This is a genomic window from Cohnella herbarum (assembly GCF_012849095.1).
Classification (GTDB): Bacteria; Bacillota; Bacilli; order Paenibacillales; family Paenibacillaceae; genus Cohnella; species Cohnella herbarum.
The window spans coordinates 7,814,494-7,829,454 of record NZ_CP051680.1 but is presented as its reverse complement, the minus strand read 5'-3'; the positions used below and the strand labels follow the sequence as shown (position 1 = coordinate 7,829,454).

The window sequence follows — 14,961 nt, the reverse complement described above, 5'->3', positions numbered from 1 at the left end:
CCTCGCTTCGTCCAGACAGGCGAGGGTTTTTGAGGCTTTAAGTTATCGATGCAATTCCGTTCGGTACTCTTCCATCAGCTTGTCCAGCCGAACAAGGCTTTCCTTCATCCCGCCGGCACGGTTCCGGCATAGCCACACCCGTTCGAATTCGCTTACGATCCCTTCCAGGTCCGCGGCCAAGCCGGATATCGCGCGCTCTCGTTCCGCTTCGTTCAGGTCGGCATGCTTGATTCTGCCAAGCTTGGCTCCGTGCAGAATCAAAGCGATGGCGTTGGCGTGTTCGGACTTGACCCATTCGGCGTCGTCGCACCGCATGTCGGCTTCCTCCAGCAGGCTTCGCAGACGGCGAACGTACTCATCCACCCTCTCGTACTCCTCCCGCTCAAGCGGGGGCAGATTCAAGCGATCCAACTCCGTGTTCGCGTCTTTGAGCCGATGGTAGAAAAGCGTCCGGTAAATCCCGCTTCCGTCGAACGCGCTCTCCTTCTCCTGCCGGTAGTAGTTGCCGAGGTCCAGCGCAAACCGACCCATAACGCGATTGAGGTCGCGATAAACGAAGCGGTCCAGGTACCCTGCGACGTCAACGTCGGCATTGCAGTCCACTCCCCAACTCAGGGCGGCTCCATAGATGAATCCCGGATAACTGACCGGAAGATGCTGCCAATGGTTCGGGGAGCCCCAGTCCGTATTCAAGAAACCGATCGCTCCGAACTTCTTGCCGAGGGTGGCTGCGTTCCGCAAGTTGGCCTTCATGTTATCCGTTAAGCCGGCAATCGAATTCCAAGAGGAAGTCCCGGGGCAGACATAAAAGGGGATACCGCTTCGGCTCAGCCTCTCGCAGTTTTCCGAAGAAGGCTGATCGGCTTCATAGCCCCATTCCAAAGCGATCGCGTCTTGGGGCAGCGACGGAATGAGCTCGGGGTAGTGCGCGATAATATCGGCCCAGTACATCATTTTTTTCCCTTTGCGCTCGACTAACTCATGCAGCTTCCATAGGAAATCGAGATAGACGGCGCCTTTTCCCCGTTCCTCGCATTGTTGCTTGCTGCGTCCCTGACCCAATTCGAACGTTTCGTCGCACCCTACGTTAAAATACCCGGAAGAAAATGCCGGCAAGAGATCGTCGTACGTTTTTTCGAGAAACGTTATGACGTTCGGATCGAGCGGATTTAACGTCGTCGGATGATACCAACCCCACGGGGCCATGCAGCCTTCCGGGCTTTCAGACAGTTCGTTGAACTCCTCGCGAACCAACCACGGGGTCATATGCCCGAAGCTGTTCTGATTCGGAACGAGATCGATGAATCTGTTCCTGCAGTAGACGTCCAGCAGCCGAATCTCTTCCGGGGTAATCGGCGTACGGTCCCGCCATACGTCCGGAAAAGACGGGTAGGCGTACGAAAAACCCTCGATGTAGAGCTGCAATTGGTTGAGCTTCAGATCCGCGATGAGATCTACGATCCGGTACAACGTCTCAAGCGTCGGAATTCGGTCCCGGCTTATGTCCAGCATGATGCCTCTTGCCGCGAAATCCGGATAGTCCGACACCTCCAGAAAAGGAAGCTTTCCGATTTCGTCTCTCTGCGCGACGAGTTGTTTGAAGGTGCTGACGGCATGGAAAGCGCCCGCATCGTCCGAATAGCGGATTTCGATCCCTCGCGGTCCGATCTTTAACGCGTAGCCTTCGGTAGGAAGGTCGCTCCGCTTCACGAAAACCAATCCATGTTCTTCCGGCACCGCTTCGGTTTGAATAGGATAAACGCACCCCGTATTCTGTTGAATAATCCCTTTCACTCTCTCGGCGATTTTATGCAAATCCGAACTCGCTTCCTTGGCAATCCGGATAGAGCCTCCTTCCGCAAGCTCATAGGTGCCTGGCGAATAAAGAATATCCCTCGGCCTAGGCACTAACACCAAGTGTTCCGCAGACAATTGTTAACCCTCCTCTGAAGTTCGATTCCCGCCCATCTTAGCAATCTTTTCGGGAGGGATAAACTTTGAAAGGCGGTCATTTCTTTGTTTCGCGGGAAAAGCGACTTCGAAATCCGGCTGTCACTCCCTCCGGCCGACCCCTTTTCTATTAAATCCCCGCTTCTTCGCTACGGTCCGTCGCCAATGGAGGATCGATGGATAGCGCCGATATTTCATTGCGCTGCTCCCGCCTGAAATCGAGATCCACCGCCGCGAGCGACGGCTCGAGCTGCTCCAAATTGCGGGCCCCGATAATCGGAGCGGTAATGCCCGGATGGCTCATTACCCACGCAACTGCCAGCGTAGCCGGATGAACGCCTTGCTCTTCGGCGTAAGCGTTGAAGCGATCGGCGGTCGCGTAATACGATTCCTCCTCGTATCGTTTCGTATAGTTGACTTGATCCACGAGACGACCGGAGGACGGCCGCTTGCCGACGCCGTATTTCCCGGTCAGCAGTCCGCCGCCTAACGGGCTGTAGCTGATGACTCCCAATTGCTCGTATTCCGCGAGCGGCAAAATCTCGACCTCCGCTTGGCGTTTAACGAGATTGTACATCGGTTGAACGAGCTCGAATCTAGCCAAGCTTTCCCTCATCGAAATCCCTAGAGCGGTGGAGATTTGCCACGCCGCCCAGTTGCTGACGGCAGGATATAGGATCTTCCCTTGCCGTTGCAGGTCGTCGAGAGCGCGTACGGTTTCCTCTATTGCCGTTAAAGAATCGAAACGATGAATAAAATAGAACTCGAGACGGTCCGTCTTTAGCCGCTTTAAACTTTGCTCAACGGAAAGGAAGAGATGCCGGCGCGATGCGCCCCGAGCGTTAAGATCCTCTCCGGTCGGAAACCCCGCCTTGGACGTAATCACCAATTCGTCCCGCTTGCCGGCGATCAACTCTCCAAGAATTTCTTCAGAAACTCCGGAACTGTAAACGTTCGCTGTATCGAAGAAATTAATTCCTTTATCCAGACAGCGGTAGAAAAGTTGCTTGGACGTTTCCTTATCCGCGTTGCCTCCGAACGACATCGTTCCGAAGCACAGCTCCGACACTTGTATGCCTGTTTTGCCGACCGTTCTGTATTTCATTCGAATCTAACCTCCATGAATTAAGTTCAGAACTCTTCCTTAAGTTTAATATTTGATTCGCCCTTCCGTCTCTCTTAGGTTTCTGATATGTTCATAGTAGATCACGAAAGGGGACATGACGGACGATGTCGACTTCCACCGAACAACATAGACGCGAAGCACCTTCCAGCGTTGCTTGCGCGATCATAACCGTATCCGATACCCGCACTCCGGAAAACGACAAGAGCGGACAGCTCATTAGGCAACTATTGGAGGAAAAGGGGCATACGGTAGCGGAGTATGCGATCGTTCGCGACGAGTATGAGGGTATCGCGAATTTACTTAGAGCCGCCTCGGACAATCCCCGAATCGAAGCCGTGCTGTTAAACGGCGGAACGGGCATCGCCGGTCGCGACACGACCTATGAAGCCGTTCGCGATCAGTTGCACAAGGAAATGCCCGGCTTCGGCGAAATATTCCGCTTCTTGAGCTTCACCGAGGATATCGGTTCGGCCGCCATCCTATCCCGCGCGATCGCCGGTACGATCGGGACGACCGCCGTCTTCTCGATGCCCGGCTCGACCGGCGCGGTCCGGCTGGCGATGACTCGCTTGATCGTGCCCGAGCTTGGCCATGTGATGCGCGAGTTATATAAGGACCAACCTCGGGGATGAAACATGTTCCATACTCCGTACTCCGAACTCCGAACTACTTCATTAGTTTAGCAGCAATAAACTCCATCGCTTTGCGATTCTGGTCGCCCGTGACCGCATGACCCGTGAATGGATACGGAACGATCGTCTTCTCCGACTCGACCCGGTTATACGCGGCGTAGATCGTTTCCGGCATCGTCACCGGATCCTTCAGACCGACCGTAACGAAGATAGGAATCCGGATGCGATGCGCCAAGTTCATATTATCGTAGTAACTAAGCGTCGTGAGCACCGCGTCCAGATGCTCGGGGAATCGCTCGATAAACGCCGCCGCTTCCATCAACGAACTGGTGGAATTCAGTATTCCGAAATCCATCTGGCACATATTCGGGATATGCGGAACCGCTATCGCCGGTTTATCGGACAACGCCGCGGCGATCATCGCCAGCCCTCCGCCCTGGCTGCCTCCCAATGCGCAAATTCGGGAAGCGTCCACTTCGGGTTGCTCGCTGGCCCAATCCAATGCCTTAAGCGCGTCGATCGTGATCGCTTTGTAATAGCAGGTGTCCCGATGCAGAATGCCTTGAGTAACCCATCCCCTGGCCGTTCCGAAATCTTGCCGAAGCAAATTGCCCGTCTCCCCCGCCTGGCCTCGAACGTCGATCGCGAATACGGCCACGCCCATTAACAAATACGAAGCATAATCCTCTGGATTGCCTTTGCTCCCCCCATACCCGTGATAGATCACGACGCAAGGCAGTTTCTCGTGAATATGGAAACGAGGAAGCACATACCACCCATGAATCGGCGTCTCGTCAAAGCCTTCAAACTCAACCCTGTAAGCTTGCATATATGTAAACGGCGTTTCCACGAGCGTTTTCGTCGCGTTCAGAGGCTTGTCGGCGAACTGCTTCAACGTCAGATCCCAATATTCGTCCAAATCCGGCCGTGCCGTTAACGGCGGGTTTAATTTCTCCAGATCTTCGATCCGTCTATAAACCGCGTTGCTCATCGTCTTCTCGGCTCCTCTCGTAATTGCGTTGCTCTTTCGATCATACCACCTTCCCCGACCGGCGCAAGAGCTCTTTTTGGCGCGTCTCTCCTCCTATTTGCTGCTTTCGGTTCATAGGTTCCGAATGCTTCCCGAAAGAATTGGCTTTACATAGAAAGAAATGACCTTCTCGCCCCTTCGTTATCTCTTACGATTGAAATAACCTCGGAGGCCGAACGCGATAACGCGAAACAGCATGATCGGCCGCAGGGTAGAGAGGAGATTACAAGTTCATGTCAAAGCTCGCAATCCACGGGGGAACCCCGGTCCGGACGAAAGATTTCGCGGAATGGCCGATATTCGATCAATTGGAGGAAAAGCTGCTGCTTCAAGCTTTACGCTCGGGCAAGTGGGGAGGAACCGGACAAGCCAATTCGCCGGAGTTCAATAATCTGATCGAGCAATTCGAGCGGGATTTCGCCGAACTGCATCAAGCGAAATACGCCGTATCCTGCGTCAACGGAACCATCGCGATTACGGCGGCGCTGCAAGCGGCCGACGTCAAGCCGGGCGATGAAGTCATCATGCCGCCCTACACGTTCATCGCAACCGCCTCCGCGGCGCTCGCTTACGGAGCTATCCCCGTATTCGTCGATATTGAAGAAAATACGCTGCAGATCGATCCGGATGCGGTCGAACGGGCGATTACTCCGAGAACGAAGGCGATCGTTGCCGTACACATCGCCGGGGCTCCGGCGCGAATGGATCGATTGCTGGACATCGCTTCCCGCCACGATTTACGTCTAATCGAAGACTCGGCGCAAGCGGTGGGCGCAAGCTTCGCCGGACGTCCCGTCGGAGCCATCGGCGATGTGGGCACGTTCAGCTTTCAATCTAGCAAAAATTTGAATTGCGGCGAAGGCGGGGTCATCGTGACGAACGATCCCGAGATCTGGGAGAAGGCTTGGTCCGTCTGCAACGTGGGCCGAATTCCCAACGGGGCTTGGTATCAGCATGAACGGATCGGCCAGAATTACCGCTTGACCGAATTACAAGCCGCGATCTTGCTCGCCCAGATGACGAGACTGGAACAACAAATGGCAGTTCGCGAGAAAAACGCCGCCTTGCTCGATCAACTGCTGAGCCGGAACGAGGCATTTCGCGTCGTACAGGCAACCGAAGGAACGACGCGGCATGCCTACCATCTCTACATGCTTCGCATCGCTCCGAATGCTGCCGATTATATCGAAAAGAACGATTTTATTCGAAAAATAAACGCCGAAGGAATCCCGATCTCTTACGGATATGTTCCGCTTCATCAAAATTCCGCCATTCTCGATTCGATCGAGCAATGGACCGGGGAGCGACGCGAGTACTCCTGCCCGGTCTGCGAAAGGCTCTGCCAACGCGAAGCCTTATGGCTCCACCAAACCGTCATGCTCGGCGACGAGCAAGCGATGCACGATATCGCGGACGCCCTTGACAAAGTGGCCTCCTCCTATCGATGACGAAACCTATTAAGACCGGAAGCGAGGACGACCAGATGATAAAAGTAGCGATTGCCGGCTGCGGAACGATGGGAGAAGTTCATGCGGCCAATCTGTCCCGCATGCCGGGCGTCGTGATCGCGGGCGTCTACGGACGCAACCCGGACGCCTTGGCCGGCTTCGCCTCCCGCTATCGGACGAAAGCATACGATGATTTCGAACGAATGATCGAAGATACCGACGCCGATCTCGTCTGCGTGCTGCTGCGCACCGAAGAGCACAAGGAGTACGTCATACGCGCGGCCCGTTGCGGCAAGCACGTATTTTGCGAGAAACCGATCGCCCTCCGGACGGAAGACGCACGACAGATGATCGACGTGTGCGAATCGCATAGCGTTCAACTGTTCATCGGCCACGTTCTCCGTTTTTTCCCGAATTACGTTGATGTTAAGAAGCATCTGGATAAAGGTACGATCGGAGACGTAGGCGTCATTCATACGAAGCGGGTCGGTCCGCATCCGGGCAGGGCGAAAGCTTGGTATAGCAACCCGGCGGCAAGCGGCGGCGTGATCATGGACTTGATGATTCACGACATTGATTTTCTGCGCTGGACCATCGGCGAAATCTCTTCCGTGTACGCGGTGAACGTTCGAAGGCACGACCAAGATTACGCCTTGGCGACGATGCGTTTTCGCAACGGGACGATCGCCAATCTGGAAGCGCATTGGGGCTTTCCCGGCCCCTTTCAATACGCTTACGAGTTTGCCGGCAACCGAGGGATGATCCGGATGAACAGCGGGGATATCCAACCCTTCGTCATGCGGATCGGCACGCCAGACATCACGGCCGATCCAGCCGTGGCCGTTCCGGTCAATCCGGCGGCTCATGACGCCTACTACGAAGAAATGGCTCATTTTATTGCCTGCATCAAAGAAAACCGAACGCCTTTGATTTCGCCGCATGAAGCCGCCGAGAGCGTAGCGATTGCTCGAAAGGCGATCCAATCGGCTTTGACCGGCGAGCCCGTCTATCTCTAAGGAGGATTCCGATGAAACCGTTAAAGATCGGCATGATCGGTCTGTCTCACGGCCATGCCTACAGTTATATGCATGAAATGTCCTCGTTGACGGAGACGGTTCTCGTCGGCATCGCGGATGAAGAGCCGGTCCGCGGGAAGGATGCCGCCGATAAATACGGCGTGCCTTATTACTCCGATTACGGCGACCTGCTGGCTTCCGAAGCGGACGCCGTCGTCATCTGCTCGACGAACGCCCGCCATGCCGAACTGGTCAAAGCGGCGGCGGCAGCCGGCAAACACGTGTTATGCGAGAAGCCGCTCGGCATCGACCGGGAAGAAATGCGGGAAATGATCGAAGCCTGCCGCGCGGGCGGAGTGGAATTGATGACGGCGTTTCCTTGCCGGTATTTGTCCAGCGTCGTTCAAGCCAAAGAAGCGATAGATCGAGGAGAAATCGGCGACATCCTCGCCATGAAGGGAACCAACCGGGGTAAAATGCCGGGCGGATGGTTTACGGATCGTGAGCGATCCGGCGGAGGCGCCGTTCTCGATCATACCGTTCACGTGGCCGATCTGATGAGCTGGTTCTTGGGGAATGCCGAGGCGACGGAGGTGTACGCTCAAATCGGAACTTTGTTTCACGAGGTGGATATCGACGATGCGGGGATGCTGCACTTCCGCTTCGACAACGGCGTATTCGGGGTTCTCGACCCCAGTTGGTCCCGTCCGGCGGCGTTTCCGACCTGGGGTGACGTGACGCTGGAAATCGTCGGCACGAAGGGCGTCATTTCGATTGACGCGTTCTCCCAGAAGAACGAAGTTTACGGAGGACAATCGGGAACGCATTGGGATTATTGGGGCGACAACATGGATCGCTTGATGATCCGGGATTTCGCACGATCAATCATCCGGGGGATTCCCGTCCCCATCTCCGGCGAAGACGGGGAACGGGCCGCAAGCATCGCGCTAATGGCTTATGAATCGGCCGCATTGGGCCGACCGGTCAGCAGCGGCCAACGTTAAATGTCGGCTTCTCGCCTCGCGTCGATCGCTTTCTTCAATACTTGAAGAACCGTCGTCTCTGCCTGATCATCGTATGAAGCCGGCAATCCGAAATAAAGGACGGATTCCCGCGGCTCGTATCCTCCTTCTTGCAATTGCAAGGCGGTCGTCACATAGCCGATCATCCCGTTGCTGTAAGCGACGGGAATGACGCTGCCGTTCGACTCCGACTTGACGAACAAACCGAAGTCGACGCTCATTTCTCCGTTCATGAACAATAGGCTTCGACCTTCTCCGATATCGAGACGGGTCGCTTCGAACGTTGCGGAGGATCGAATCCGTTCGGGATGGTTCAGAAGAAATTCAGCCCACTCCCGTTCCAAAGGCCCCCCCTCGAGTCGCAGCGTCATCAATTGTTCCTGACTCGGCACGTATTCGTAAGGCAGTTCCGCCGAATAGCGCCTCGCGCGGAGCGTTGCCGTCTCTATGGGCTTCATCCGCAGAGCTAACGTTCTTTCCGCCTCTTCGGCCACTCGCCTGCCGGCTTCGCGAACCGCCGCCAAACCGTGCCAATCGCCGTTCATATACGGATTAATATCGCCGCACGTTCCTTGCAAGAAGCCGACGACCGTGCCGCCGCCAAGCCGGCTTTCAAGCGAATCGACCGCGTAGCCGCAATATTCGGAAGTCAGCGCATTCTCGCTCGATAACACGGGGTGACATGTATAATGAAGCAACAACGCTTTCGGGCAACCATCCTCCGTCCGAAAACGCAACACTTGAAGCTCGTGATCTTTAGGCCCCGTCTTGTTCTGGGAGTGAGTAGCGCTCCCGTCGACAATCATACGACGGTTCCAGCCCAAGTCGCATTCGCCGGATCCCGATTCGAGGGTTACCGATTCCGCGTTCTTCATCGCCTCCTCCGCTCCGGCCAGAATCGCCTCCCGCAGAAGGGCCAAATACGCTTGGTCTGGGTCGCCCAGGCGGACTCCGAACTTGCTAGCCGGGCCGGAGTGGCTGTGCGTCGCGTGCAGCACGACGCATTCCCGAGGAATTCCCAGCCGGGCTTCGATCGATGCGCTCAATTCCCCGACAAGCCGATTGCTCCAATTCAGCAGGTCGGCCGCAACGAGCAGACTTTGCGCCGAAGGAGATCGTCCGTCGTCCGCTTGCCGGAAATAAAAAAACCGAGCGTGAATTCTGTTGTCGATATGTTCAAAACGTTGACCGTGTCGGCTAGCAAAACCGCTGAGCGGCAGCGAGGAATCCGGAGTGATATCCTTCTTGGCCGTGCCTAAAATCAACGTACGGGTTGACATTGACATGGTAATTCCTCCTTGGACGAAAACCGTTAACTATCGATTCTACCGCATTGTTCAACCTTATTCTTAACTTTATAATAGAGGACAGGAGGGATTCCGGATGAGCACTTTTCCAGAGCACATGGACACGCACGCTTTCGCCAACCCGAAGAAAGGGCAGATTCCCTTTTATATTCTGGAACATACCCTCCTTTCCAGCACTCATCTGCATCACCACGATTACGTCGAACTCTCTTTCGTGACCAAAGGCCATGGCGTAGAAACGATTAACGGCAATTCGCACGAAATGGTGCCGGGCACGGTCAGCATACTGCTTCCGCACCAATTGCACAGCATTGCAAGCGATCCCCTTTCTCCGCTTAGGCTTTATTGCTGCATGTTCGACATCTCTCTGTTAACCGATTCTCCGTTCGACATTCAACTTTGCAAAAACCTCATGTCTGCCGGCAACGCGATGCCCAGCCATATTTTGCTGGAATCTTCCGATCAAGTCGACATGCATCGGCTCTGCTCCGGAATGATGCTGGAATACAAAGCCATGAACATAGGCAGGAATAGCTCGATTCGTTCGAAGCTCGTGGAAGCCCTGCTTCTGTTCGTCCGTTCTTTTCCGCCCGCTTCGGTCGAACGTCAATCTCCGTCCTTGGAAGATTCCAGGCAGCTGGATTGGGAAATTATTCGCTATTCGAACACTCATTACCTTCAGAGACTTTCGCTTCGCGAGTTGTCCGGACGCTTCGGCGTCAGCCCGTCCTATATCAGCCGTCTGTTCAAGCAACACCTAGGCGCCCATTTTCTCGACCATCTGCACAATTTGCGAATCAAAAGGGCTTGCTCGCTGCTCGCGACCACGGAGATGTCCGTCTACGATGTATCCGAAGAAGCGGGGTTCGAATCGTTTCGTACCTTCTCCCGCATTTTTAAGCAAATGAACGGATTAACGCCCAGCGAATACAGAAAATCAGGGTCAAGGGATTCCGGCCAACATTGATACAACGCTCGCCTCACCGATATCGTAACCGATCCGAGCCGGAAAAGACGGTCATTCCTTGTCCCGGCAGGTCATATATTTCCTAACTTGAACTTCATACGATTATTTTCAAGATGGCGTCAAGGAAGTAAAGAAGGCCGCTCCCCGCATAAGCTCGGACTTTCGTCCGCAGCCTGCGAGAGCAGCCTTCTTCGTTTAACGTGCAAAAACGAGATTACGACTTCAAAATTTGTTCAATCCGAGAAAGCTCCTCCGAGCTGAAAGCCAGGTTGTTCAGCATTTCAACGTTATCGTCAAGTTGGCCGACCTTGCTTGCGCCGACCAAGACGCTTGTTACGCGCTCGCCTCGCAATACCCATGCAAGCGCCATTTGAGCAAGAGATTGACCGCGTTCCGCCGCGATATCGTTCAAGCGACGAACCTTATCCAGCTTCTCTGCCGTGATGTTGTTTTCGTTCAAGAACACGGAAGCGCCGGCCGCGCGGGAATCCTTCGGAATTCCGCCCAAGTACTTGTTCGTCAGCAGGCCTTGTTCCAACGGCGAGAATACGATGGAACCGACTCCGCCTTCCTCCAGCACGTCTTGCAAGCCATCCTCGATCCAGCGATCGAACATGCTATAGCGCGGTTGGTGAATGAGCAGCGGCGTTCCGAGCTGTTTAAGAATGCGAATCGCTTCTTTCGCTTCGGGAGCGCGATAGTTGGAAACCCCGACATATAGAGCTTTGCCCGAACGAACGATCTGATCTAACGCCATCATCGTTTCTTCAAGCGGCGTCTCCGGATCCGGGCGATGGTGGTAGAAAATATCGACGTAATCAAGCCCCATCCGGGTCAAACTCTGATCAAGGCTGGAAATTAAATATTTGCGGGAACCGAAGTCTCCGTAAGGACCCGCCCACATGCCGTAACCCGCTTTGGTGGAGATGACCATCTCGTCGCGGTATGGCTTCATATCCGTCGCAAGCAGTCTGCCGAACATCTCTTCCGCGGATCCCGGAGGCGGACCGTAGTTGTTGGCTAGATCGAAGTGCGTAATTCCCAAATCGAACGCATGGCGCACAAGCGCCCGTCCGTTCTCGAACGTGTCGATTCCGCCGAAATTATGCCAGAGTCCCAGCGATACCGCGGGAATCTTCAGGCCGGAACGCCCGACCCGATTGTATTTCATCGTTGCGTAGCGATCGGAGCTAGCTTGATATCCCATTGATCGGTCACCTCTTATTTTATTGTTTAATTGCCGTTGTTACGTCTTGCTGCGGCAGCGCCACCAACTGAGGTCCGGCTTCTTCTCCCGAATACAGAAACACGAGTACGGAAGGGTTGGCGCGATCTACAAGTCCTTCATTTATCCAAGCTCCGTAATCGAAAGGAAGACGATCCAGCGTCCCCTTCTTCTGCAACTCGCGGTCATCCATACCCAGCTTTTGCGCCGCATATTTCAAGCCCGCCGTCCAATCCTTCTTCTCTAGCCGATCTTCCCACCAGAGCTTGCGAGGCTTGTATTTATGCTGCAAATAGTAGTCGATCTTCAGCAGTCCGAACGCTACGTCGCGGTCCAGCTCGGGTCTGGCGTCATGCTCCAAGAACGCCCACAGCCGGGAAAATAAATCTTCCAATTGATGGCCGATGCGGCTCCAGCCTTTCTCTTCCCAATAATCCCCGAATGCTTGGAAAAAGTCGAATGGAGATGGATAGGCTTGCTCGATCAAATATTCCATCGTCCGATCCATCCGATGGGCGTTCCAGAATTTCTCCAGGACGTCCTCTACCCGTTTAATACGCACGATGTCGGCAAACGGCATCAAGTCGTTGCCCAACATTTCGTAAGGCGCCCGTTCCGAATAGACGTAGCCGAATTTCGCGGCATCGATTCGCAGTCCCGTCCCTCTTAACATTTTCAGGAAACCAAGTTGCAGCTCTTCCGGCCTTAACGCGAACACTTCGTTAAACGTCTTACGGAACGTATCGTAATCCTCATGCGGAAGACCGGCGATTAAGTCCAAATGCTGATCGATCTTGCCGCTCTCCTTCACCTTCACGACCGTGCGGGTAAGCTTCGTGAAATTCTGGCGGCGCTGAACGGCGAGATTGGTCGGATCGTTCGTCGATTGAACGCCGATCTCGAAGCGGAATACTCCCGGAGGCGCGTTCTCGGCAAGGAAATCGAGCACCTCCGGTCGCATGATGTCGGCCGTGATCTCGAACTGGAACACGCATCCCCGATGGTTATCGATCAGGAATTGAAAAATTTCCATTGCGTAGTCCCGCTTGATGTTAAACGTCCGGTCGACGAACTTGATCAGCTTGGCGCCGTTATCGATCAGATAAGTCAAGTCCGACTTAACCCTCTCCATATCGAAATACCGGACGCCTACCTCGATGCTCGACAAACAAAATTGACAGCTGAACGGACATCCTCGGCTCGTCTCGAAGTAAACGACGCGGTTCCGCATCGAAGGAATATCCGTATCGAATCGGTGAGGCGACGGAATGACGTTGAGATCGAGCTTCGGACGAGGAGGCGTGATCACGACTTGCCCGTCCTTGCGATAAGCCAACCCGAACACGAAATGGTATTTCCGTTCCCCGGAGATCTGCCGCAGCAAGTCCCGGAACGTTTCCTCGCCTTCGCCCATGACGATAAAATCAACGGACGTTAGACGATTCATCCAATATTCCGTATCGTAGGATACTTCGGGTCCGCCGAGCATGATCTTCACGTCCGGAAGCACTTTGCGTAGCATGTCCACGACGACGATCGTTTCCTCGATGTTCCAGATATAACAGGAGAAACCGATAACGTCCGGCTTCTTGGAGAACAGATCGGCCGCGATTCCCATCGCTGGATCTTTGATCGTATATTCGGCAATGTCCACCTCGAACTCGTCCTGGGCGAAAGACTTCAAATATCTCAGGGCGAGCGAGGTGTGGATGTATTTAGCGTTCAGCGTCGCTAAGACGACGTTCATGGCGTATTCCTCTTTCCTAGTAAGGCATCTCCCTTATTGTAACGGAAAAAGCCCTAGGAAGAAACCTATGCCGGACGCGCGTTCGCCGAAAGGGTTCGAAAAACCGGAATGCTCCCGCACCCCGGTTCATCTATGAGTTATGCCTCGAAACCATCGTTCTTAATGACGTCCTGAATATAATAGTAACTATCCTTCGGATGGCGCTCCAACGTTTCGTAATTCGTGTAAACGATACCGAAGCGTTTGCGATACCCTTCCGCCCATTCGAAGTTGTCGAGCAGCGACCAAGCGAAGTACCCTTTAAGCGGTACGCCGGACTCGATCAGACGATGGCATTGAATGAAATGTTTGCGGAAATATTCCGTGCGAAGAACGTCGTGAACCCGGTTATCCCCGGTCAGCACGTCCTCGTAACATGCGCCGTTCTCCGTAATATAGATCGGCGTGTCGCCGTATTGCTCGTGCGCCCAAGAGAGAACTTTGTACAAACCGTCCGCGTATACGTTCCAATCCATGTACGTTTTGTCGAAGCCGACTTGAACTTCTTCGCAATCGAACAAGCCTTCGTCCTTCTTGTACCGGCCGAATCCGCCGCTGTAGAAGTTCACGCCGATGAAATCGATTTTCCGCGAGATCGTCTCCATATCGCCGGGCAAGATCGGAACCGTCGCTCCCTTGGCCTTGAACCAATCGACCATGAATTGCGGATACGTCCCCTTGAACGTGGGCTCCATAAACCATTCATTGTTGTAAGCGCGATTGCGATGAGCGGCCGCGACATCCTCCGGAGAGGTGGAGTACGGCTCGAACCAGTACAAATTGTGGGTCGTGCCGATCTCGCCTTGAATGCCGAGCTCGCGGAATCTCTTCACCGCTTCTCCATGGGCAACCATGCAATGGTGCGCGACGTTGATCGCCAGTTGAAGATCGGTATTGCCCGGTGCATGAGCACCGATATAGTTGGAGAGGAACGAGACGCACCAAGTTTCGTTAAACGTGATCCATTGTTTGATTTTACCGTCGAAGGCTTTGAAAATGACCTCGGAATAGTTCACGAACGCGTCGATCGTATCGCGATTGTCCCAGCCGCCCTTATCCTGCAACGCTTGAGGCAAATCCCAGTGATATAAGGTCACGCAAGGCTCGATGCCGGCGGCGATCAACGCGTCCACGACTTTACGGTAATAATCCAAGCCCTTTTCGTTTACTTCGCCCATTCCTTGAGGGAATATGCGCGGCCATGCGATCGAGAACCGGTACGCTTTAACTCCGAGTTTCTTCAGCAGGGCAATATCTTCCTCGTAACGGTGGTAGCTATCGCAAGCGACGTCCCCATTATCGTTATTAAACACTTTGCCTGGAGTTTTAGAGAACGTATCCCAGATCGACGGCCCGCGTCCGTCCTCTTGCCAAGCCCCTTCGATCTGATAAGAAGCCGTTGCCGTACCCCATACGAAATCCTTTGGAAAGTCTAATCTAGCCAACAAAAAC

At 54.3% G+C, this 14,961-nt stretch carries 12 protein-coding genes; 5 read left to right on the top strand and 7 right to left on the bottom strand.

Annotated elements, in window-relative coordinates; translation table 11 throughout:
- Positions 1 to 42: 42 nt before the first annotated feature.
- The gene (locus HH215_RS32770; RefSeq protein WP_169283728.1) at positions 43 to 1,932 is read right to left on the bottom strand and encodes a beta-N-acetylhexosaminidase; all 1,890 of its coding nucleotides are present in this window, start codon (positions 1,930 to 1,932) and stop codon (positions 43 to 45) included.
- A 148-nt stretch (positions 1,933 to 2,080) separates the two neighbouring features.
- Entirely contained in the window at positions 2,081 to 3,055 is a 975-nt protein-coding gene (locus HH215_RS32765; RefSeq protein ID WP_169283727.1) for an aldo/keto reductase, read from the bottom strand.
- A gap of 125 nt (positions 3,056 to 3,180) precedes the next feature.
- Between HH215_RS32765 and HH215_RS32760 the strand changes: the two genes are divergently transcribed.
- Positions 3,181 to 3,708, top strand: a complete 528-nt coding sequence (locus tag HH215_RS32760; RefSeq protein ID WP_169283726.1) for a MogA/MoaB family molybdenum cofactor biosynthesis protein — start codon at positions 3,181 to 3,183, stop codon at positions 3,706 to 3,708.
- Positions 3,709 to 3,742: 34 nt separating this feature from the next.
- Here the strand turns inward: HH215_RS32760 and HH215_RS32755 are convergent, their stop codons facing one another.
- A complete protein-coding gene (locus HH215_RS32755) occupies positions 3,743 to 4,699 on the bottom strand; it encodes an acetylxylan esterase (RefSeq protein ID WP_169283725.1) in 957 nt (318 codons plus the stop codon).
- Between the two features lie 272 nt (positions 4,700 to 4,971).
- On the opposite strand from HH215_RS32755, the gene HH215_RS32750 reads away from it, so the two are divergent.
- Genes HH215_RS32750 through HH215_RS32740 form a run of 3 tightly spaced genes read left to right on the top strand, consistent with a single transcriptional unit; the run spans position 4,972 to position 8,206 of the window.
- Entirely contained in the window at positions 4,972 to 6,186 is a 1,215-nt protein-coding gene (locus HH215_RS32750; RefSeq protein WP_169283724.1) for a DegT/DnrJ/EryC1/StrS family aminotransferase, read from the top strand.
- A 35-nt stretch (positions 6,187 to 6,221) separates the two neighbouring features.
- Positions 6,222 to 7,202: a Gfo/Idh/MocA family protein gene (locus HH215_RS32745; RefSeq protein ID WP_169283723.1), complete on the top strand. Its 981-nt coding sequence runs from the start codon at positions 6,222 to 6,224 to the stop codon at positions 7,200 to 7,202.
- An 11-nt stretch (positions 7,203 to 7,213) separates the two neighbouring features.
- Positions 7,214 to 8,206 (top strand): Gfo/Idh/MocA family protein, encoded by a 993-nt coding sequence (locus HH215_RS32740; RefSeq protein WP_169283722.1) that lies wholly within the window; start codon positions 7,214 to 7,216, stop codon positions 8,204 to 8,206.
- Here HH215_RS32740 and HH215_RS32735 read toward each other — a convergent pair.
- On the bottom strand, positions 8,203 to 9,510 hold the full coding sequence (locus HH215_RS32735; RefSeq protein ID WP_169283721.1) for a neutral/alkaline non-lysosomal ceramidase N-terminal domain-containing protein: 1,308 nt from the start codon (positions 9,508 to 9,510) through the stop codon (positions 8,203 to 8,205). The two genes, HH215_RS32740 and HH215_RS32735, sit on opposite strands and share 4 nt — an antisense overlap.
- Before the next feature lie 97 nt (positions 9,511 to 9,607).
- Here HH215_RS32735 and HH215_RS32730 point away from each other — a divergent pair, with 97 nt between their 5' ends.
- Entirely contained in the window at positions 9,608 to 10,498 is an 891-nt protein-coding gene (locus HH215_RS32730) for an AraC family transcriptional regulator (protein ID WP_169283720.1), read from the top strand.
- Positions 10,499 to 10,712: 214 nt separating this feature from the next.
- Here the strand turns inward: HH215_RS32730 and mgrA are convergent, their stop codons facing one another.
- From mgrA to HH215_RS32715, 3 genes are all read right to left on the bottom strand, one after another.
- A complete protein-coding gene (gene mgrA, locus HH215_RS32725) occupies positions 10,713 to 11,705 on the bottom strand; it encodes an L-glyceraldehyde 3-phosphate reductase (RefSeq protein ID WP_169283719.1) in 993 nt (330 codons plus the stop codon).
- Between the two features lie 19 nt (positions 11,706 to 11,724).
- Entirely contained in the window at positions 11,725 to 13,470 is a 1,746-nt protein-coding gene (locus HH215_RS32720; protein WP_169283718.1) for a B12-binding domain-containing radical SAM protein, read from the bottom strand.
- Positions 13,471 to 13,607: 137 nt separating this feature from the next.
- Positions 13,608 to 14,954, bottom strand: a complete 1,347-nt coding sequence (locus HH215_RS32715) for a GH1 family beta-glucosidase (RefSeq protein WP_169283717.1) — start codon at positions 14,952 to 14,954, stop codon at positions 13,608 to 13,610.
- Positions 14,955 to 14,961: the final 7 nt, after the last annotated feature.

What these genes read in the sequence shown, in the direction of transcription:
- HH215_RS32765 (WP_169283727.1), bottom strand. Translation starts at nt 3,055, where the DNA reads ATGAAATACAGAACGGTCGGCAAAACAGGCATACAAGTGTCGGAGCTG.
- HH215_RS32760 (WP_169283726.1), top strand. Translation starts at nt 3,181, where the DNA reads ATGTCGACTTCCACCGAACAACATAGACGCGAAGCACCTTCCAGCGTT.
- HH215_RS32755 (WP_169283725.1), bottom strand. Translation starts at nt 4,699, where the DNA reads ATGAGCAACGCGGTTTATAGACGGATCGAAGATCTGGAGAAATTAAAC.
- HH215_RS32750 (WP_169283724.1), top strand. Translation starts at nt 4,972, where the DNA reads ATGTCAAAGCTCGCAATCCACGGGGGAACCCCGGTCCGGACGAAAGAT.
- HH215_RS32745 (WP_169283723.1), top strand. Translation starts at nt 6,222, where the DNA reads ATGATAAAAGTAGCGATTGCCGGCTGCGGAACGATGGGAGAAGTTCAT.
- HH215_RS32740 (WP_169283722.1), top strand. Translation starts at nt 7,214, where the DNA reads ATGAAACCGTTAAAGATCGGCATGATCGGTCTGTCTCACGGCCATGCC.
- HH215_RS32735 (WP_169283721.1), bottom strand. Translation starts at nt 9,510, where the DNA reads ATGTCAATGTCAACCCGTACGTTGATTTTAGGCACGGCCAAGAAGGAT.
- HH215_RS32730 (WP_169283720.1), top strand. Translation starts at nt 9,608, where the DNA reads ATGAGCACTTTTCCAGAGCACATGGACACGCACGCTTTCGCCAACCCG.
- mgrA (WP_169283719.1), bottom strand. Translation starts at nt 11,705, where the DNA reads ATGGGATATCAAGCTAGCTCCGATCGCTACGCAACGATGAAATACAAT.
- HH215_RS32720 (WP_169283718.1), bottom strand. Translation starts at nt 13,470, where the DNA reads ATGAACGTCGTCTTAGCGACGCTGAACGCTAAATACATCCACACCTCG.